Source organism: Candidatus Caldatribacterium saccharofermentans, assembly GCF_050267035.1.
GTDB lineage: Bacteria > Atribacterota > Atribacteria > Atribacterales > Caldatribacteriaceae > Caldatribacterium > Caldatribacterium saccharofermentans.
On the sequence record NZ_CP187957.1, the window covers coordinates 141,487 to 159,044 of the forward strand.

Below are 17,558 nucleotides of genomic sequence, written 5' to 3' on the forward strand. Positions count from 1 at the left end.
CTCCCGTACCCCGGCCTTTCATTCCCTGTGGCCTTTCGGATACAATAGCAGAAAGGGGGTAGGCAAATGAGAGGCTGGAAACTCTTTCTTGGAGATTACGAAAGCGCATTTCAGCAATGCCTTGAGGAGCTTGCTCGGGAACGGGTACTTCTGCGACTCTGGCAGAAAGACTACACTCTCTGGAGTGAGAGTCCCGAGGAGATTGTCAATCGCCTGGACTGGCTTGAAGCACCCTGCCGCATGCAGGGGATGGTGCGGACCCTTGAGGCCTTTGCCAAAAGCGTCAGGGAAGCCGGCTTCACCAAAGCGGTGCTCCTTGGCATGGGCGGCTCAAGCCTCGCCCCTCTCATGTTCTCCCAGATGTTCCAGAAAGCACTGAACTCCCTCGATGTCGAAGTGCTCGACAGCACCGATCCCGAGATCGTTCGGTCCTTCGCGGAAAAAGGAGACCCCAGAACCACCCTGTACATCGTCTCCACAAAATCGGGGACAACCCTTGAGACTCTGGTGCTCTTCCGCTATTTCTTTACTCTCCTTCACACCATGGGAGAGGAAGAACCGGGAAGGAACTTCGTGGCCATCACCGACCCGGGAAGTCCTCTCATCGCCGAAGCTCGATTGCACCGTTTTCGGGAAATCTTCGAGAATAACCCCAACATCGGGGGAAGGTACTCTATCTTCTCGTTCTTCGGGCTTCTCCCCGCCGCGCTCCTTGGTATTGACCTTGATCGTCTTCTTGAAGAAGCCCGAAAAGCCATGGAATGTTCCTTCCCCGACCAGGAAATTCCGGACAACCCAGGAGCAGTCCTTGGAGCTTTCCTTGGGGGACTGTACCGCAGAGGATGCGATAAAATTGTCCTTCTTTTCACCTCCCCGGCACTCGAGACCTTCGGGCTCTGGCTTGAACAGCTCCTTGCCGAGAGCACGGGGAAAATGGGAAAAGCCATCCTTCCTGTTGTGGAACGGGAATGGAAGGTGTACCCCCGACAGGACGTGGGGTACGTCGTCTTCTTCACCCGCGAAGAAGAGCTTCCTCGCACCTTTCTGACCTCTCTTGAGGGGGAAGGGCGTCCCTATCTTGCCATTCCCTTTGAGACTCCCCATAACCTGGGACAGCACGCGTACTTCTTCGAGCTTGCCACCGCTCTTGCGGGGTACTTCCTCCGCCTGAACCCCTTTGATCAGCCTGATGTTGAGTCCACCAAACGTTTCACCCGAGAAATGCTCCGCAATCCCCAGGAACTCCTCCCGGAGCACCTGCCACAGGATGGGGAGATCAGGTTCTTCCCCGAAAAAGCGGCACTCTCCCTCAAAGACGCCCTGGACGATTTCCTCGGAAAGCTCCACAGGGATGGATACCTGGCAATTCAGGCCTTCACTCCTTATGACCCTTCCATCGAAAAAGAACTCTGGACTCTGGGCGGGATTCTCAAGGAGGAATACGGACAGGTCGTCACCCTGGGGTACGGTCCCCGTTACCTTCACTCTACAGGACAGCTCCACAAAGGGGATGGGGGCAGGGGGAGCTTCCTGCAGATTGTAACGGAAAGCGACGAAGACCTTCCCATTCCCGATCGTCCCGGGGACACACAAAGCTCCCTGGGCTTTGGTGCGCTCAAAATGGCCCAGGCTCTGGCTGACCGGCGGGCACTCCGGGAAAAGGGACGAAACGTTTTGACCCTCATTGTCCCTGCGAGAAAAGCTCTGGAAACCCTGGTCCGGATACGGGAAATCCTCAGGAAGGAGTGAGGGAATTGCCGCCTCTTTTCTTTCGCTTTTCGTCGTACATCCGGGCATCGGCAAAGGACAGAAGCTCCCGGATCTTCTGGGGTTGCGAGGGAAGGAAGGGCGCCCAGCCTGCGCTGAACGAGAGACGATAAGAACACTGGTTCCTGCTGTTCCACTCTTCCACAAGCTGCGTGAGGCGGTGGAGAATCCGCTGAAGGTTTGCATTTTTCACCCCGGAGAGGAGGACGGCGAACTCATCGCCCCCAATGCGGGCGATAACATCAGATTTGCGAAAGACCTTCTGGATTATTCTGCCGAACTCCCGAATCGCCCTGTCTCCTTCCTCGTGACCAAACTGGTCGTTGATCCACTTGAGATTGTCAAGGTCAAGAAAGAGTACTCCCGCTTCCTTTCCCTCCCTCTGTGCGACAAGCAGTGCATGCTCGGCAAGCACCAGGAACCCGCGACGGTTGTAGATCCCGGTGAGCTCGTCGGTCAGTGAAAGGTGTTCAAGCTCCCTGAGGCGCTGCTTTTGTTCCTCAAGGTGGCGGGCAAAACGGAGGACATCCTCCACCTTACGGGCAAAAAGGGCGTACAGCCGGTGTTCTCTCCTTCGTAAAGGATAAGGAGCCTCGAAAAAGAGTACTGAAGGGGCCTCCTGTTCGCCCAGGAGGAAAATCCGCTGGTGCTCCTTCGGGGATGCCATTTCCTTCTGAACCTCGGCAGGATCAGAGAACCCCCAGGATGCAGCAAGCTGGAGTTCCTGGTCTCTTCTCCAGAGGAAGGCCATGCGCTGCACCCCAAAGAGCCGCACCGCCCGTTCCACCACTTCCCGGAAGAACTCCTGGTAGGATCCAGGAAACGAGAGAGAGGAAATCTCATGGAGAATGGCAAGCTCCACTTCGGAAGAAGCGTCACAGACCGAAAGAAAACGCTCTCTGGCTCTCTTTCTCCCCGCCACCGCCACAACCACCGTCTTGTTCCGGAAAAGGGGTGCCCGACCGCGGGGATGAATCTCCCCCACGCTGAGAAACCCAAGGCAGGGAAGGCCCCCAAGAGTATCGTCCACGATTTTGAGCTCTTCCTCAAAAGCCTCTCCCAGAACCAGAGCACGGCTGACGCAGTCAAAAACGAGGGCGAACAAAGGGTTTCCAACGCAGATCGCCTTCTGAGAAGCCCTGGCCGCAGCGGCCAGAAGGCTCTCCTTTTCTCCCCTCATGAGGTACCCCACGGCTCCCTCGGGAATGCTCGCCCCCACAAATCCCATAGCCCCATCCGGGGTGAAATACGCAGGATCCCGGATGAGGAAATCCCCAAAAATACCTGGAAATCCCAAGGGATAGAGGGTTCCCACCCAGGGCAGGTCTTCCCGGGAAAAATCCCCCACTCGCTCGCAGTACGCCTCAAAAGGAGGAATACCATCAATCTCAACCACTTCCCGTCCCCGAGTCTTCGTCACCACGAGGAGCTCCCTTGTGGGGGACCATCCGTGGTCTGCCGCGGAAGAAAAGGCTATACCTTCAAAAACCCCCACACTCACCGGGCCCAGATTCACGCCCTGTTCGGTGAAGCGGAAGGCACCCGTCCCTCCGCCAAGATAGAGGAAACGGGGACCAAGGACGTTATAGAGACCCTGAAGGAAAAGCGGCACCTCAAGGGCAGGATCAGGAAGAATAACCAGGGTTCCTTCTCCAAGAGAAGTTCGCTGAACCTCCCTCCCCACAAGTTCCCCAAGCGCGTACGAATCACTTCCTTCAAAAGGGGGGGAAACGGTAAAAGCCCGCAACCCGGGTACGGCAAGGGCCAGGAGGGCTATTCCGCGGGAAAGGAGTCTTCTGCCCACCACCACACCCTCAGCTGAACAACCGAGGATCTTCGCCAAGGGGAAAGCCTCACGCAGCGCCTCAAGAATACGGTGAGGGTTGTATTGAGGCGTAATAAAGAGAAAGAAGAAAGAGGGTACGCCGCTTGTCTGCACTGCCTGAGATAGCGCTTCTTCAAGTGCTGCTTTCTCGTCAGTCCTCTCGCTATAGCCAAGCCCTACCTCCATGAGTCTTTCCAGTCCCCCAGACTGCAGGGTTTCCATAAGTGTACCACATTCTGGGGCTTTGGGGTTGCGGGAGCAAGAAGTCTCAAGAGCTCAAAAATATAAATGGTGGCCCAACGGGGAATCGAACCCCGGCTTGCGGATTGAGAGCCCGCCGAACTAACCACTATTCGATTGGGCCACCCTTTCTTCCGCTTTGGCGGTTACTATTCTACCATGGGCTCTGGAAAAATCAAGGGGGACTTCATCCCGGTTTTTTTCAAGCCGGGACACAGGTCCCCACCTTTTCCATTGCTCCAATCTTCTTTCTACTTCCTCGAGTATGCACTCTCCAGAAGAGCCAACACGTCCTCTTTTGTAGGAACCCTGGGATTCACAGAGTAGTCAGGGAGCTTGAAGGTGTCCTCAACAATACCAGGGAGGTCCTCCCTGGGGATGCGCAAATCCTCAAGGCCAAACCACATGCCAATCTCCTTCAGGAAAGCATTCATGATCTCTTCAAGGGCTAACGCTGCGACTTCATCCTTTTCGCCCAGTAGCTCAGGACGGAACATCCTGGCCACAGCGGCGAACTTCTCCAGGGCGTAAGGAGCGGTGTAACGGAGAAACTCTGGGTACACCACGGCCAAGGCCTCTCCATGCATGACCCAGGGGGCCTTCCCGCCAATGGCCATGCCAATTCCGTGGGGCAGAGTGGTGCCACAGTTTGCAATGGAGAGACCTGCCAGGGTATCTGCCCAGGCCATGTGTTCCCTGGCCCTGCGGTCCGCAGGATTGTTGAGAAGAGGTGGGAGAAAACGAATAACCAGGCGCATGGCCTCAAGGGCCAGGAGGTCGGTATAGGGATTGGCATTCACGTGGACGTAACTTTCGAAGGCATGGGCAAAGGCATCGAATCCAGTGGAAGCGGTAAGATGAGGAGGAAGGGACATCACAAGTTCGGGATCCACAATGGCCTCTTTAGGGAAAAGATGAGGGTCCACAATAGCCGATTTGAAGCGCTCTCCGGAATTGGTGAGCACGGAAACCGCCGTTACCTGAGAACCGGTACCAGAAGTGGTGGGAATGGCGATGATGGGGAGTATCTCTCTCGTGACCTTTCTTTCTCCAAAAAGGCGATACTCCCAGGCCGTTCCTTCATGCGTGACCTCCAGAGCAATGGCCTTGGCAGTATCAATGCTTGACCCTCCCCCAAGCCCCACCACGACATCGGCGTGGAAATCTCTGGCCATCTCTGCTCCCCAGGAAATGCTCTCCGTTGTGGGATTGGGAATGACCTGGTCGAAGTGGGCAACCTCAACCCCACTCTCCCGAAGGAGACGCTTAGTCTTTTCGAAGACTGGTTCCAAGGCCTGAAAGGGAGGGACGGTAACAAGCAACGCCCTCTTCCCGTAACGGGACACAATCCGTCCCACCTCTTCGAGTTTCCCAAAACCAAAATGAATACGTGTGGGCTGATAGTATGAAAAGGAACTCATGGGGGAACAACCTCCTTACCAGCGTTCGCCGGCAGAATAGCGAATGCGCAGCGATGTGGGGAGAACCACCCTTTTAGGGGTGTTTCGCTTTTTCTTCAGGCGCTCCATTAAAAGCTCTGCCCCTACTTTGCCCACCTCAAAAGCGGGTTGAGAAACAGCCGTCAAGGGGGGAGAAAGGTAGGCAAACCAGGGGAGGTCGTCAAAAATGGCAAACCCAATATCTCCGGGTATCCGCAGTCCTAAATCCTTAATGGCTTCAAAAGCCCCGATACCCATACTGTAGTTGCACGCAAAAATCACGGAAGGCGGAAAAGGCAGGGACAGGTGCGGGGAGGGAACTTGTGCTCGAGTGTCCTCCCTACCATCTTACTCACAAGCTCTTCAAGGGTGATGTCGCTGTAGTTGTAGGTCCCTATGTACTTTCCATCCCGTAGGACGGTAACCCGGTCAGCGATATGCTTCAACTCCTCCAGACGATGGGAGATGTAGATGATGCCCACGCCCTGCTGCTTAAGCTGGTGAATGATTTTGAAGAGCTCGTCGATTTCCGACTCGGTCAAAGCAGAGGTCGGTTCATCCATAATAAGAACCTCAGAGCGAAACGAAAGAGCCTTGGCGATTTCCACCATCTGTCTTTTGGAGAGGGGGAGGGCATAAACAGGAGTGGTGGGGTCAATGTCCACGTGGAGCCGGGCCAGGAGCTCCCGGGCCTGCCGGTTCATCTGACGGTCGTCAATATACCCTCCAAAACGCAGAGGTTCCCGACCGATGAAGATATTCTGAGCCACCGTGAGATGGGGCATGAGGTTCAATTCCTGGTAGATGATGCTGATGCCAGCTCTCTGGGCCTCTTGAGCATTGTGGAAAACAACCGGTTTCCCCTTGTAGTACAGGGTGCCCTCATCGGGACGATAAACCCCGCTGAGAATCTTCATCAACGTGGATTTCCCTGCACCGTTTTCCCCCACGAGGGCATGGACTTCGCCCCTCCTCAGCTCAAAGTGTACCCGATCAAGCGCCAAAACCCCGGGGAACCTTTTGGTGACATTTTCTACTCGCAGAAGCTCCTCGCCCATTGTTCCCCATCCTCTGAATCCCGCGTTTGGCTCGATGATAACAGGCCTGAAAAAGCAGAGTCAACAGTCCTCTCGTTTTTCCGACCTTTGGGAATCAGAGATGGGAGAAATACAGTATTTAAGAGAATCAGAACCACCTGGTTTTCCGTAACAGAAGAATTGCCCGCCGTTTTTCCGCTCTGTGTCAGGAAAGGCCTGTCAGACAAGGTTTTGTCCCGTAGAGAGGAATCAAGCGGTTTCCAGCAGCAACTTCAGCCATGTTTCCCGGTTTCCTCAAAAGCAAAAAGCCCTGTGCCTGCAGGCACAGGGCTTTTTGCACAACTCTGGTAGCGGGGGCAGGATTCGAACCTGCGACCTCCGGGTTATGAGCCCGACGAGCTTCCTGACTGCTCCACCCCGCGTCGTATTCCCATGTCTTTCCTGGTGCCGAAGGCCGGAATCGAACCGGCACGAGGCTTGCGCCTCAACGGATTTTAAGTCCGTTGCGTCTTCCTATTCCGCCACTCCGGCACAGCCGGCCGTACGCACCCTATTATTTTAGCAGCAAATCTCAAAGAGTCAAGGGGTACAGCACCTCAGGGATAGATTCGGTAAATCTGGCGGGGAAAGGGAATGGTTTCCCGGATGTGGTGCACACCACAAATCCAGGCCACGGTCCTCTCAATCCCCAGGCCAAATCCTGAGTGCGGACAGGCACCAAAGCGGCGGAGGTCGAGATACCACTCAAAGGCCTCTCGAGGGAGATTGTGCTCCCGGAGCCGTTCCTCAAGGAGCGCAAGGTCGTAAATGCGCTCACTCCCTCCGATGATTTCTCCATATCCTTCTGGAGCAATGAGGTCATCGTTGAGCACAAGGTCGGGGTTCTCCGGATCCGGCTGCATGTAGAAAGCCTTAATGGCCCTGGGATAATGGTGGATGAATACCGGACGATCGAATTCCTCAGAGATGGCGGTTTCCTCATCCCCACCAAAGTCATCCCCCCACCTTGCGGGAAAACCCTTCCTCTGGAGGAGTTCAATCGCCTCTGAGTACGAGATGCGGGGGAAAGGCGGAGTAACCCGCTCCAGCGGCTTTGTGTCCCGCTCGAGGATTTCAAGCTCCCGAGGACACTCGGCAAGGACCTTCTGGACAACAAAGGAAACAAGACGCTCCTGAAGACACAGGTTGTCCTCAAAGGTGAAAAACGCCGCTTCGGGTTCCACCATCCAGAACTCGGTGAGGTGACGGCGGGTCTTGGACTTCTCCGCCCGGAAAGCCGGAGCAAGGCAGTAGACCCTTCCAAAGGCCATGCAGGCCGCTTCCATGTAGAGCTGGCCACTCTGGGAGAGATACGCTTTCCCGAGGTCAAAGTACTCGAGCTCAAAAAGCGTCGTCGTGCCTTCACAGGCTGCAGGAGTGAGAATCGGTGGATCGATGAGAACGAAACCCTCTTTCTGGAGGAATTCATGGATGCCCATGATGATAGTGTTTCGGATCCGCAAAATGGCGTTCTGCCTGCGGGAACGGAGCCACAGATGCCGGTGCTCCATGAGGAATTCCACAGAGTGCTCTTTCTTCTGGATCGGGTATTCCTCCTGAGCAAGGGATACAACGCGAACCCCCTGAACCTCGAGTTCATATCCCGAAAAAGGCGCCCGGGGTTCTCTCCTCACCCGCCCCTGAAGAAGAATGGCCGACTCAAAGGGGAGGCGCTCCAGAAACTTCAGGTCTTCCCGGGAAAAGGTTTCCCCCAGTGAGACCGTGGCCTGGATGAAACCCGTTCCATCCCGAACAATGAGAAAAACAATCTTCCCGCTCGAGCGCCGGTTGGCAAGCCATCCCCGGATTTCGACGTCCTTCCCTTCCCACCAGTCGATGTTCTCAATTGTGGCCCAGGGGAAAGCTCCATCAGTCCATCCTCGCTCAAACACGGGACTTTTCACCATACTTCCACCCTCGCTTCTCCATCTCCTCGAGAAAGCGCACTACATAATCCACAAGGACCCGGAACATCTTCTCTCCCTTCTCTTTTGTCCCCTTTTTGGGGTCCCCTGTGGCTCCGTAAGGGGTGAGCTCCTCGAAACGCCACTTGATCTCAAGCCCTTCGGGGAGATCCGGAACAACGCCCCGGGCTTCTTCCATCCGGCAAAGTTCCGGGAAGAGATAGAGGACAATCGAGGTCTCTCCCTCTCCTGCATGTCCAAGCCCTCCCCACACCTCGAACGTCCCCGGAGGGAGGAGCTCCCCTGCCGTCACCCACCAGGCAGGAAGGCACGCCAGAAAAGCGTGGGGATAGTTCACTTTGACAGAGCGGGCAGCGATTTCTATGGGGGCGATGTTCCCATCGTGACCGTTGATGATGATGATGCGAGAAATCCCCTGCCTGATGCAGGAGGTGAAGACATCCTTGAGGACTTCCACCATGACTTCCGGCCGAAGGGTCAAGGTAAAGGGAAAGGCATCATAATGGAAACTCACACCGTAGTACAGGGGTGGCAAAACGAGTGTCCCCGGAACTCTCTTTGCCACCTCAAGGGCGATGGCCTGGGCCACAAGGGTATCGGTGCCAAAGGGGAGGTGGAATCCGTGATTTTCGCTTGAGCCTACAGCCACAATGGCCTTATCGAAATTCCCCTCTTTGAAATCGATATAGGTCATCTCAGAATGGAAAACCTTGCCCATTCCCCTTCCTCCTTTCTCTCCTGGCGTCCTCTTGCAGAAACCCGTTTCCTTCCCACAAGGCCTTCAGGCTTCCAGAGCATAATGACGATGAGGAGCAACGCGTAAACGAGTTCGATAAGGCCATAAAGCTTCAGGTGCTCCTCAAGGGGCTTCAGAGCGTACCGGAGTGCCAGAAGGAGCACCGCCCCCACCACCGGTCCGCTCATGGTCCCCATACCACCGACGATGAGCATGACGACAATCTGAAAGGTCAGGGTGAAAGAGAACTCAAAAGGACGAATGGCCTTGGTCAGATGCGCGTACAGCCCCCCCGCAACCCCTGCGAAGAACGCCCCCACCACAAAGGCGAAGAGCTTGTACTTCATGGGATAGATGCCAAGGACCTGCGCCGCGGTTTCATCTTCCCTGAGAGCCATCAGGGCCCTCCCGAAACGGGAATTGACGATCCTCCACACCACGTACATGGTGATGAAAAGCCACAGGAACGTCCAGTAAACATTCGTGTACAGCGGAATGGCGCTGATTCCCATTGGCCCCCGGGTAATGCCCTTGAGGGTTTTAGCAAACGTCACCACAATGACCATGAACCCCAAAGACGCCACAGAGAGGTAGTGCCCCCGAAGGCGAAGCACCGGTGCCCCGATGAGCAGAGCGGCACAGCTTGCGAGCGCCCCTCCAGCAAGAAGCGCAGGGAAGAACGACCAGGCAGCGTCCGGTCCTCCCAGAAACCAGGGAAGACGGGGAAGGTCATAGGCTTCCCGCAGAGGGACGGGAAAGGTGAGGAGAGTCGAAGTGTACGCCCCGATGGCCATGAAGGCTGCGTGCCCCAGAGAGAAAAGCCCGGTATATCCATTGGTGAGGTTCAAACTCACCGTGGCAATGGAGTAAATTCCCATGAGGATGAGGATATGCAGGAGGTACCGATTCAGGGTTTTTTCCGCCACAAACAGCGCACCGAAGAGCACAAGGCCTCCAACGACGAACCAGAGTTCCTGAGGGATACGCCGCTTCATCACACCCGTACCTCTTCCCTTATCCCCATAATACCCGAGGGACGAATAAGGAGGACCAAAATGAGGATGGCAAAGACAATCCCATCACGGTATTCGGCAAAGCGTGTGGGCAGAAAGGCGATGGAGAGAATCTCCGCAAGTCCCAGAACAAATCCCCCAAGCATGGCACCAGGAATACTCCCCACACCGCCCACAACCACGGCCACAAAGGCCTTGACCCCCGTGAGGAAACCCATGTCGTAGGAAATCTGCCCGTATTTTGCTCCCCACAGGAATCCCGTGAAAGCGGCAATGGCTGAGCCCAGGACAAAGGCCACCGAGATAACCCGGTTCACCTCAATGCCCATGAGGTTGGCAACCTCAAGGTTTTCCGCCGTTGCCCGCATGGCGATCCCCAGTTTCGTCCGTTTCACAAAGAGGTGGAAGGCAAGCATGATGAGAAGAGACGAAAAGATGATAAAGACATCAACCGTCCGGAAGGTCAGATACGGCGTCCGGTACAGCGTCGCCAGAAATTCCGGGGTCTTGAAGGCGTAAGGCTGGGGAGAAACAATGAGCTTGGTGAAATTCTCGATGAAGGTGTAGAATCCCAGCGAGGTGATAAGAAGCGCCACCTCCGGACCACCCCGGAGCTTCCTGTAGGCCACAAGGTCAAGGACAAGACCCATGGCTCCCCCAAACCCAAGGACCAGAAAGAGTGCAGCCACAAAGGGCAAACCAAGACGGAAAAAGACAAAATACATGAAGAACGCCCCCAGGGTGATAAGGGCACCATGGGCGAAGTTGATGAGCCGGAGAATGCCATACACCACCGTCATGCCCAGGGCAAGGAGCGCGTAAATACAACCGAGGATAATGCCATTCATGCTCTGCTGCAAAAAATACGAGAGCGAGAACATACCCTACCCTCCCAGATAGACCTTTTTCACCTCTTCAAGGGACTCAACCTCCTGGGGAGTCCCGGCAATCTTCACCACCCCCGTCTCCAGAACGTACACGTAGTCGGCGACACCAATGGCCATGGGAGCACTCTGCTCCACAAGGAGGATAGTAACGCCATTTTCCCGGATACGCCGAATCAGGGCATAGAGCTCTCGAACCACAAGGGGGGCAAGACCGAGCGAAGGTTCGTCAAGGAGCATGAGCCTGGGGCGGGACATGAGGCCCCGACCGATGGCCAGCATCTGCTGTTCACCCCCGGAGAGCGTCCCGGCAACCTGGTTCTCCCGTTCCTTCAGACGGGGGAAAAGGCGGTACACCTCCTCAAGATCCTGGAGAATTCCCTCCTGGTCTCTCCGGTGGTACGCTCCAAGGAGAAGGTTTTCCCGCACCGTGAGGCGGTTGAAAATTCCCCGACCCTCAGGCACGAGAGCAATACCCAGACGGACCCGCTGAGGCGCAGGAAGGAAGGTGATGTCCTTTCCGTCGTAGAAAATGCGACCCCGTACCGGCCGCAGAACCCCCATAATGGTCTTCAAGGTCGTTGTCTTACCAGCACCGTTGGCTCCAAGAAGGGCCACAATCTGCCCCCTCTCCACTTCAAACTCAAGCTCCTGGATCGCAGGAATGACGCCGTACTTCACCGTAATCTTTTCAACCTTAAGCAACGAGATCACCTGTCCCCAGATATGCCTCGATGACTTTTGGATTCTGGCGGATTTCTTCAGGGGTTCCAACCGCAATAACCGAGCCGTAGTCGAGAACCTGGATAACTTCGGCCAGTCCCATAACGAAGGACATCCGGTGTTCTACAATGATCATGGTGAGGTGGAAATCCCTCTGAAGTTCTGCAACCAGACGGGCCAGGTCATCGGCCTCTTTCGTGTTCATCCCTGCAGAGGGTTCATCAAGAAGGACAAGCTCTGGCCCGGTCATCAGTGCCCGGGCAATGTCGAGTTTCCGCTGCAAACCGTAGGGGAGATTCGCAGCGATTTCCTTCCGGAACTCGTACATGCCAAAGCGCTCAAGCATCTCGCAGGCTTTCCGCTCTATAGCTTTCTCCTCGCGAAAGAACGAGGGGGCGCAGAAAAGTGTAGGGAAGAACCCACAGCGGGCATGCACGTGGGCGGCAACTTTCAGATTCTCCTCCACACTAAGGGAGGGAAAAAGGCGCAGGTTCTGGAAGGTCCTGGTCAACCCCAGGGCAGTGATTTCGTCAGGGCGAAGGTGAGTAATATCCCGTCCCTTGAACACAATCCTCCCCCGGGAAGGCTTCAAAACCCCGCTGATGAGATTGAACACCGTGGTTTTCCCCGCCCCGTTCGGCCCAATGAGCCCATAAATTGCCCCACGGGGAAGCTCAAGGTTATACCCACTTACGGCCATCAGGCCACCGAAATTCTTCCACAGGTCTTCAACCTTCAGAATGTACTCACCCATCGTCGAAAGTAGCCGGGGAGGGGCAGCACCCCTCCCCGTCCTCCTTCACTTGGCGATTTTGGGGTCGGGTAGGTACTCAGGAGCTATTTGTTTGACGGTCACGAACTTACCGTCCTTCACCTCAATCACGGCCACGGACTTGTTCGGTACCTGGCTCCCAGCCTCATAGGAAATGGTTCCCGAAACACCCTGGAAGTCCTTGATCTGGGCGAGACCCTCGGGAATCTTCTTGGGGTCATCGGTGCCGACAATTTCGATGGCCTTGGCAAGGAGCTTCATGGCGTCGTACCCAAGGGCGGCAAAGGCGTTCTCGGGAGGATTCCCGAACATGGCCTGGTAATCACTCTTGAACTTCTGTATGATGGGGCTTGGGTCCTCTAAAGACATGTGGGTTGCGAATACCACACCTTCGGCAGCTGCACCACCCGTCTGCACAAGAAGCGGCGTGTCAAAACCGTCTTCACCGAAGATGGGGATGGTAACACCGCCATCCCGGATTTGCTTCACAATGACACCACAGTTGTCGGGGATGGCGCCCACGTACACAAAGTCCACCCTGCCCTGGTCCTGGTACTCCTTGAGACGGGCCACCATGCTGGAGAAATCGGTCCAGGTGATTTCGAAGTAGTCCTCGTAGACTACTTCACCCCCGTAGTGCTTCAGTGCATCGGCAAAATAGGCACAGACGGCAACGCTGAAGTCCACCGCCGTGTCTACCCAGATGGCTCCCCGCTTGAGCCCCAGATCCTTCACCGCGTACTCGGCAATGGCCGCCGCCTGGGCATTGTCACCAAAGCAGGCCAGCCAGGCACCGGTGCGCTCCGGAATGCGGGGATGAGTGGCTCCCGGGGTGATGAAAGGCACGCCGTATTCCCGTGCCAGAGGTGCGGCAATGTTCACCCAGTGGGTGTCGCAGTACCCAATGAGTGCCGAAACCTTTTCGTTTTCAATCAGGCGGATGACTGCAGCAACGGTTTCACCTTCATCGGCCTTGGTGTCGACAACCTTGAGTTCAATCGGCCGTCCCAGAACCCCTCCCGCTTTGTTGATTTCTTCAGCCGCAAGCTTCACCCCGTTGAGTGCCGGCGTGTCAATGGACGCCCACGGACCTGTGAGACCCATGACGACCCCAACCTTGATGGGTTCAGCAGCAAAAGCAGAGCAAGCAAAAGCAAGAACCAGAACCAGCACACCGAGAATCACCAACCGTCTCATCGAACCACCTCCTTAAGGGTTTGACTATGTTATACCCTTTTGATCACTACATCGTCAACTCTTCGAAGGAAAAACGTGCGGCTCTTTCATTTCCTCCCGGAAGTACCCAAAGGTGAGCCTTCCCCCACACTCCCCAAAACCAATCTCTCCAGTCTTCCGCACCGCAATGGCCCCACAGACAACACCGAATCGTCGCGCAAGCTCCATCCCCCGGTTGACGGCCTCCTGAGCAGACATTTCCTCCATCCACTCGGCGATTTTGCGGGCAAGGCCAAGCTTCATGATACCTTCTCCTTCTCCGGTCATGGAAACTCCACCCCACTCCCAGGCGAAGGTTCCGCAACCAATAATCGGGGAATCCCCTACCCTTCCCGGAAGCTGCATTTCCACTCCTCCGGTTGAAGTTCCCGCCGCAATCCGCCCAGAACAGTCAAGGGCCACCGCCCCTACCGTTCCGAGGTGGAGTCTTCGGAGTTTCTCCCGGGCTCTCTTCAGGTAGTAATGGTAAATGGAGTCCTTTTCCTGCGATGCCTTCGCGATGGACTTCTCAAGGGTCCTTATGGTGAGCTCCGCCACCGGGTTGTATTCCTCAAAGCCCAGAAGACGGGCAAAAAGGTTTGCCCCCTCACCCACAAGGAGCACATGGCGAGTCCTCTCCATAACAGCCCGGGCCACAGAGATAGGATGCCGAACGTTTTTTATTGCCGCAACCCCACCGCAGGAGAGGTCGTCCTTCATGATACTTGCAGACATCTCAACCTCTCCCAGGAGATTGGGGAAGGCCCCTGTTCCTGCGTTGAGGCGAGGGTCATCCTCGAGGACCTTCACTGCCTCTTCCACAGCGTCAACCGCCTCCTGACTCTGCAGGGTTTCCATTCCCAAGATACAGGCCCGGTACAGGGGCTCGAAAACATCGGGAATTTCTTCAACGCAAATGCCGCCATGGACAACAATAACCACTGCGCTCACCCCTAACAGAGAGTCTTCCTATTATACCTCAAGCGTCTGACAGAGCGGCAAGAACTCCGGTTATTTCTCTTTCTCCAGTTCCTCAATCCGCCGTTCAATCCAGGCAAGGCGTCGGCGCAAGAACTCTGCCTCTTCCCGAAGGAGTTCGAGCTCCTCCTCCTGAGTAAGGCACGAGAAGCAGGGGCCAAAACCCGGGAAGAAGAAGTGACCACCAAAGCAGAAGCATCCTGTATCACCAAAAACGTACCGCCGCATCCCGCAAACCCTCCTCAAAGGAGCATGTTCAGAAGACTTCCCACAATGAAGGCAAAAGAAAGCATAATGGCAACGGCCTCAAAAAGCCGTTTCCACCCGAATTCCCGGAGCACCACCACAAAGGCAGCCACACAGGGGAAGAAAAGGGAAATCACGACACTGGCAATGACCAGCTGTTTGACTGAAAGACCCAGAGGCAAAAGAAGCCCCATAGCCATGTACTTTCGTAAAACCCCCAGGGCGATGACGAGAATCGCCTCAGGAGGAAGTCCCAGCATTCGGGAAAGCCAGGGACTCACAAACCGGGCAAGAGCAGGGAAGGCGTTCGTGAGGTACAGGAGATTCACGATGAACGTCCCCAGAAACACAATGGGTAAAGCATCGCGCAGGAAACCCCGGAGACGAACCCAGAGCTTGGAGAGCACCGCTTTCAGGAAGGGCAGGCGGTAGGGGGGAATCTCGCAGACGAGCGGAGGGCGAAACCCCGGCACCAGGTACTTTAAAAGCAGTGCAAGGGAAACCACCACAGCAAAAAGTGTCCCGTAAACAACAAGAACTGGAGCAACGCCATGGGGTGCAAGGGCACCCACGATGAGTGCCTGCTGGGCCGAGCAGGGAATGCCAATGGCAACGAGCACCGTCACCACAAAGCGTTCCTTTTCACTCTCCAGAACCCGTGTGGCCATGATACCGGGAACATTGCACCCCAACCCAAGGAGCATGGGAACAACAGAATATCCGTGGAGTCCCAGGCGGTGCAGGAACCCATCGAGCAACACCGCAAGACGGGGCAGGTACCCCACGTCTTCAAGAAGACCCAGAACAAAGTAGAAGGCCAGAACATAAGGGAGAACAGCTCCCAAAGACACGTAAACCCCTGTGGAGAGAAGACCAAGAGACAGCTCAAAGTCAATGTGGCCGTCCACAGGCTTTCCGATAAGTATCTCATACCAGAGGGGATACCGGGAAAGCACGACCCCAAGACGCTCAAGAAGAGGGAGGTAGTACTGCTCAAAGAGCGGGTCAAGGAGGTGGATGAGACCTTCACCGATGAAGCGAACGGAAAAGAACATCCCCAAAAGGACCACAAAGCCAAAGAGCAATCCAGCTCCAGGAAGCAGGGTCACCCGCTGCAGCGTATCCCGCCAGGTGGGACGACGGTATGAAAACCGCTGCACTTCGCTGATAACCTTGCCGATTTCTTCCCAGCGCCGTGTGTGGTCAGGGGAAACAAAGTGAGGGATTCTTGCCTTTTGGAGGGCCGCAAGGAGGTTTTTGATGCCCTCCCCGGTGGTCGCAACAACCGGGACCACGGGAACTCCGAGGGTGCCCTCTAAGGCCTTGAGGTCGATGTCGATACCCTGCTTCTTTGCTTCATCCCACATATTGAGTGCCACAACCATAGGCTTCTGCCTTTCCGCAAGTTCAAAGGTGAGGTAGAGATTGCGTTCCAGGTTTCCCGCATCCACCACGTTGACGACAATGTCCGCTTCTTCCACAAGACGAGCGGCAATACGCTCGGCCTCAGCTATCCCTTCAAGGGAATACGTGCCCGGAGCATCGATGATTTCGTACAATTCTCCTCCGTGTTCCACGTAACTCCGCAAAAAGTCCACTGTTGTCCCCGGATAATTTGAGGAAAAAGCGTAGACACCGCTTATCTGGGTGAAAATAACGCTTTTCCCGACATTGGGGTTTCCCGCAAGGACGATTCGCCTTAGTGTTCTACCCGCACGAGAATCCTCTGGGCTATGCCTCTGCCCAGGGCGATCTCCTGCTGCCCCAGACGAATGACAACCGGTCCCTTGCCGATAATGGAGCTGACCTTTTCGATTCTCTTCCCGGGCACGACTCCGAGAACCCATAACCTCCTCACCATCCCTTCCCCACCATCAATCCGGACAATTTCTCCTTTTCCACCGGTTTCCATCTCCACCAGAGAACGGATGTCTTCCACAGTCTCAGCCCCCCTCGGATGTCACCGGCAACGCGGACACAAACCGTAGAAATAGATGTGATAGGAGTGAACGACAAATCCCTGTTTCTGCTCGAACTCCTTTCGCAGACGCTGCAAGAACTGCTCCTCTTCCTGGGTCATCCCCTCACAGTCCACAACCTGACCGCACTGGGTGCAGATCAGGTGGTGGTGGAACTGTGCCGTACGGCAAATCTCGTAGTGTTCCCTGCCATCGCCAAAGTTGACTTTTCGGAGAATCCCCATGCGCAGGAGAAGGTCAAGATTCCGGTACACCGTTGCTATGCCGACTTTCTTTTTCTTTGCCCTCAGATGCTCGTACACATCCTCGGCAGAGAGGTGCTGCCCTTTTTCCTCAAACACCTCAAGAATGGCCCGGCGCGAGGGTGTCGCTTTCTTGTTGAAGCGATGGAAAACATCTTTCCAGCTCTCCGGCAAGTCCTTCACCTCAATGAAAAATATTATCATTTTCCATTATAACAGACAATGTCAAGGACTCGCCTGCCGGACTCTACTCTGGTATAATTTTTCCCGTGCAGGTGCCCCTTGGGGCTGAAAAGGGAAGTGGGTGCAATTCCCACACGGTCGCGCCACTGTGATGGGGAGTCCCCTCCTCTATGCCACTGGGCAACCGGGAAGGCGGAGAGGACGATGAACCTCAGTCAGGAGACCTGCCTGCACAGAGAACTCTGTACTCGCGCTCGACGAGGAAGGAGTGGAAAGGTATGGATGTTCCCTCTCGGGGTAGCGAGTACCTCGGAG

General features: G+C 55.6%; 16 protein-coding genes, 3 tRNA genes, 1 pseudogene and 1 riboswitch. Of the genes and pseudogenes, 1 reads left to right on the forward strand and 19 read right to left on the reverse strand.

Going from position 1 to position 17,558, the window contains the following annotated elements; all coding sequences use genetic code 11:
* The first annotated feature begins 66 nt into the window (after nt 1-66).
* Complete coding sequence (locus ACPT9Q_RS00775; protein ID WP_427365988.1) at nt 67-1,749, forward strand: hypothetical protein; 1,683 nt, start codon at nt 67-69, stop codon at nt 1,747-1,749.
* Here the strand turns inward: ACPT9Q_RS00775 and ACPT9Q_RS00780 are convergent.
* From ACPT9Q_RS00780 to ACPT9Q_RS00870, 19 genes and pseudogenes are all read right to left on the reverse strand, one after another.
* Complete coding sequence (locus ACPT9Q_RS00780) at nt 1,736-3,814, reverse strand: sensor domain-containing diguanylate cyclase (RefSeq protein WP_427365989.1); 2,079 nt, start codon at nt 3,812-3,814, stop codon at nt 1,736-1,738. The two genes, ACPT9Q_RS00775 and ACPT9Q_RS00780, sit on opposite strands and share 14 nt — an antisense overlap.
* Nucleotides 3,815-3,881: 67 nt before the next feature.
* A tRNA-Glu gene (locus ACPT9Q_RS00785) sits at nt 3,882-3,956 on the reverse strand.
* 127 nt (nt 3,957-4,083) lie between these two features.
* On the reverse strand, nt 4,084-5,253 hold the full coding sequence (locus ACPT9Q_RS00790; protein ID WP_427365990.1) for an iron-containing alcohol dehydrogenase: 1,170 nt from the start codon (nt 5,251-5,253) through the stop codon (nt 4,084-4,086).
* Nucleotides 5,254-5,268: 15 nt separating this feature from the next.
* Entirely contained in the window at nt 5,269-5,529 is a 261-nt protein-coding gene (locus tag ACPT9Q_RS00795; protein ID WP_427365991.1) for a substrate-binding domain-containing protein, read from the reverse strand.
* Between the two features lie 50 nt (nt 5,530-5,579).
* A pseudogene (locus tag ACPT9Q_RS00800) lies at nt 5,580-6,329 on the reverse strand (sugar ABC transporter ATP-binding protein); the annotation flags it as partial.
* A 324-nt stretch (nt 6,330-6,653) separates the two neighbouring features.
* A tRNA-Met gene (locus ACPT9Q_RS00805) sits at nt 6,654-6,730 on the reverse strand.
* A 20-nt stretch (nt 6,731-6,750) separates the two neighbouring features.
* A tRNA-Leu gene (locus ACPT9Q_RS00810) sits at nt 6,751-6,839 on the reverse strand.
* A 65-nt stretch (nt 6,840-6,904) separates the two neighbouring features.
* Nucleotides 6,905-8,254 (reverse strand): asparagine--tRNA ligase, encoded by a 1,350-nt coding sequence (gene asnS, locus ACPT9Q_RS00815; RefSeq protein ID WP_427365992.1) that lies wholly within the window; start codon nt 8,252-8,254, stop codon nt 6,905-6,907.
* The gene (locus tag ACPT9Q_RS00820; RefSeq protein WP_026137277.1) at nt 8,232-8,990 is read right to left on the reverse strand and encodes a creatininase family protein; all 759 of its coding nucleotides are present in this window, start codon (nt 8,988-8,990) and stop codon (nt 8,232-8,234) included. Before ACPT9Q_RS00820 ends, asnS begins: the two co-directional genes overlap by 23 nt.
* Nucleotides 8,963-10,003: a branched-chain amino acid ABC transporter permease gene (locus ACPT9Q_RS00825; RefSeq protein ID WP_427366689.1), complete on the reverse strand. Its 1,041-nt coding sequence runs from the start codon at nt 10,001-10,003 to the stop codon at nt 8,963-8,965. Before ACPT9Q_RS00825 ends, ACPT9Q_RS00820 begins: the two co-directional genes overlap by 28 nt.
* Nucleotides 10,003-10,902, reverse strand: coding sequence for an ABC transporter permease subunit (locus ACPT9Q_RS00830; RefSeq protein ID WP_017873027.1), 900 nt, complete (start codon nt 10,900-10,902; stop codon nt 10,003-10,005). The genes ACPT9Q_RS00825 and ACPT9Q_RS00830 overlap by 1 nt, the downstream gene beginning before the upstream one ends.
* A gap of 3 nt (nt 10,903-10,905) precedes the next feature.
* Nucleotides 10,906-11,610 (reverse strand): ATP-binding cassette domain-containing protein, encoded by a 705-nt coding sequence (locus tag ACPT9Q_RS00835; protein WP_017873026.1) that lies wholly within the window; start codon nt 11,608-11,610, stop codon nt 10,906-10,908.
* Nucleotides 11,603-12,382: an ABC transporter ATP-binding protein gene (locus ACPT9Q_RS00840; protein ID WP_427365993.1), complete on the reverse strand. Its 780-nt coding sequence runs from the start codon at nt 12,380-12,382 to the stop codon at nt 11,603-11,605. Before ACPT9Q_RS00840 ends, ACPT9Q_RS00835 begins: the two co-directional genes overlap by 8 nt.
* A 45-nt stretch (nt 12,383-12,427) precedes the next feature.
* The gene (locus ACPT9Q_RS00845; protein ID WP_427365994.1) at nt 12,428-13,597 is read right to left on the reverse strand and encodes an ABC transporter substrate-binding protein; all 1,170 of its coding nucleotides are present in this window, start codon (nt 13,595-13,597) and stop codon (nt 12,428-12,430) included.
* Nucleotides 13,598-13,651: 54 nt separating this feature from the next.
* Entirely contained in the window at nt 13,652-14,566 is a 915-nt protein-coding gene (locus ACPT9Q_RS00850) for an isoaspartyl peptidase/L-asparaginase (RefSeq protein WP_051040760.1), read from the reverse strand.
* A 60-nt stretch (nt 14,567-14,626) separates the two neighbouring features.
* Nucleotides 14,627-14,821 carry a hypothetical protein gene (locus tag ACPT9Q_RS00855; RefSeq protein WP_017873022.1) on the reverse strand — a complete coding sequence of 65 codons (195 nt, stop codon included), beginning with the start codon at nt 14,819-14,821 and terminating at the stop codon, nt 14,627-14,629.
* 14 nt (nt 14,822-14,835) lie between these two features.
* Nucleotides 14,836-16,533, reverse strand: a complete 1,698-nt coding sequence (locus ACPT9Q_RS00860) for a FeoB small GTPase domain-containing protein (protein ID WP_038304625.1) — start codon at nt 16,531-16,533, stop codon at nt 14,836-14,838.
* A 5-nt stretch (nt 16,534-16,538) separates the two neighbouring features.
* Nucleotides 16,539-16,778: a FeoA domain-containing protein gene (locus ACPT9Q_RS00865; RefSeq protein ID WP_017873020.1), complete on the reverse strand. Its 240-nt coding sequence runs from the start codon at nt 16,776-16,778 to the stop codon at nt 16,539-16,541.
* A gap of 21 nt (nt 16,779-16,799) precedes the next feature.
* The gene (locus tag ACPT9Q_RS00870) at nt 16,800-17,243 is read right to left on the reverse strand and encodes a Fur family transcriptional regulator (RefSeq protein WP_427366691.1); all 444 of its coding nucleotides are present in this window, start codon (nt 17,241-17,243) and stop codon (nt 16,800-16,802) included.
* A 73-nt stretch (nt 17,244-17,316) separates the two neighbouring features.
* Nucleotides 17,317-17,489: riboswitch (cobalamin riboswitch) on the forward strand.
* The last annotated feature ends 69 nt before the right edge of the window (nt 17,490-17,558 follow it).

What these genes read in the sequence shown, in the direction of transcription:
- ACPT9Q_RS00825 (WP_427366689.1), bottom strand. Translation starts at nt 10,003, where the DNA reads ATGAAGCGGCGTATCCCTCAGGAACTCTGGTTCGTCGTTGGAGGCCTT.
- ACPT9Q_RS00845 (WP_427365994.1), bottom strand. Translation starts at nt 13,597, where the DNA reads ATGAGACGGTTGGTGATTCTCGGTGTGCTGGTTCTGGTTCTTGCTTTT.
- ACPT9Q_RS00780 (WP_427365989.1), bottom strand. Translation starts at nt 3,814, where the DNA reads ATGGAAACCCTGCAGTCTGGGGGACTGGAAAGACTCATGGAGGTAGGG.
- ACPT9Q_RS00790 (WP_427365990.1), bottom strand. Translation starts at nt 5,253, where the DNA reads ATGAGTTCCTTTTCATACTATCAGCCCACACGTATTCATTTTGGTTTT.
- ACPT9Q_RS00855 (WP_017873022.1), bottom strand. Translation starts at nt 14,821, where the DNA reads ATGCGGCGGTACGTTTTTGGTGATACAGGATGCTTCTGCTTTGGTGGT.
- asnS (WP_427365992.1), bottom strand. Translation starts at nt 8,254, where the DNA reads ATGGTGAAAAGTCCCGTGTTTGAGCGAGGATGGACTGATGGAGCTTTC.
- ACPT9Q_RS00795 (WP_427365991.1), bottom strand. Translation starts at nt 5,529, where the DNA reads ATGGGTATCGGGGCTTTTGAAGCCATTAAGGATTTAGGACTGCGGATA.
- ACPT9Q_RS00830 (WP_017873027.1), bottom strand. Translation starts at nt 10,902, where the DNA reads ATGTTCTCGCTCTCGTATTTTTTGCAGCAGAGCATGAATGGCATTATC.
- ACPT9Q_RS00775 (WP_427365988.1), top strand. Translation starts at nt 67, where the DNA reads ATGAGAGGCTGGAAACTCTTTCTTGGAGATTACGAAAGCGCATTTCAG.
- ACPT9Q_RS00840 (WP_427365993.1), bottom strand. Translation starts at nt 12,382, where the DNA reads ATGGGTGAGTACATTCTGAAGGTTGAAGACCTGTGGAAGAATTTCGGT.
- ACPT9Q_RS00820 (WP_026137277.1), bottom strand. Translation starts at nt 8,990, where the DNA reads ATGGGCAAGGTTTTCCATTCTGAGATGACCTATATCGATTTCAAAGAG.